Origin of the sequence: Roseburia sp. OM04-10BH (assembly GCF_003462605.1) — a bacterium.
GTDB lineage: Bacteria > Bacillota > Clostridia > Lachnospirales > Lachnospiraceae > Roseburia_C > Roseburia_C amylophila.
Map to the genome: position 1 here is coordinate 1 of NZ_QTZI01000030.1, position 1,335 is coordinate 1,335.

1 rRNA gene (only partly in view) is annotated in these 1,335 nt (G+C 49.5%); it reads left to right on the forward strand.

Going from position 1 to position 1,335, the window contains the following annotated elements:
* Positions 1-3: 3 nt before the first annotated feature.
* Positions 4-1,335, forward strand: a 23S ribosomal RNA gene (locus tag DXB43_RS14895); it runs 1,591 nt beyond the window's last position.

Genomic DNA, 1,335 nt, shown 5'->3' on the forward strand with positions numbered 1-1,335 from the left:
CAAGGTCAAGCGAAGAAGAGCGCAGGGTGGATGCCTTGGCACTAAGAGCCGATGAAAGACGTGATAAGCTGCGAAAAGTCACGGGGAGGAGCAAATATCCTTTGATCCGTGAATATCTGAATGGGGAAACCCACATGAGAATACCTCATGTATCCATACGCCAATCCATAACGTATGGAAGGGAACCCGGTGAACTGAAACATCTAAGTAGCCGGAGGAAGAGAAAGAAAAATCGATTTCCAAAGTAGCGGCGAGCGAAATGGAAAGAGCCCAAACCGGAGTGCGTGCATTCCGGGGTTCGGACCGCATAATTGATTCAGCAATTCCAGCAGAACTGTTTTGGGAAAGCAGACCAGAGAGGGTGAAAGTCCCGTAAGCGAAAGAAGAGCTGACATGGCGGTATCCAGAGTACATCGAGACACGAGAAACCTTGATGGAATAAGCGGGGACCACCCCGTAAGGCTAAATACTACTTAGTGACCGATAGCGCATAGTACTGTGAAGGAAAGGTGAAAAGGACCCCGGGAGGGGAGTGAAAGAGAACCTGAAACCCTGTGTTTACAAGCTGTGGAAGCACTTTATATGTGCGACCGCGTACTTTTTGTAGAACGGTCCGGCGAGTTACGCTTACTGGCGAGGTTAAGGACTTAAGGTCCGGAGCCGAAGGGAAACCAAGTCTTAACAGGGCGAGTTTAGTCAGTAGGAGTAGACCCGAAACCGGGTGATCTATCCATGTCCAGGTTGAAGATGCCGTAAAAGGCGTTGGAGGACCGAACCCACATCCGTTGAAAAGGGTGGGGATGAGGTGTGGATAGGGGAGAAATTCCAATCGAACCCGGAGATAGCTGGTTCTCCTCGAAATAGCTTTAGGGCTAGCCTCGTTTTAGTCTTGTGGAGGTAGAGCACTGAATTTCCGCGGGGGCGTCAAAGCTTACCAAAGAATATCAAACTCCGAATGCCATTAAGATGATGAACGGGAGTCAGACTGTACGAGATAAGTTGGACAGTCAAAAGGGAAAGAGCCCAGACCACCAGCTAAGGTCCCAAAGTGTGTGTTAAGTGGAAAAGGATGTGGGGATTCAAAGACAACTAGGATGTTGGCTCAGAAGCAGCCATTCATTCAAAGAGTGCGTAACAGCTCACTAGTCGAGAGTCCCTGCGCCGAAAATGTCCGGGGCTGAAACACAACACCGAAGCTGTGGAATTATACCTAGTATGATTGGTAGAGGAGCATTCTTAAGACCGACGAAGCTGTACCGATAAGGAGCAGTGGAGGGATAAGAAGAGAGAATGCCGGAATGAGTAGCGAGAGGAAGGTGAGAATCCTTCCGGCCG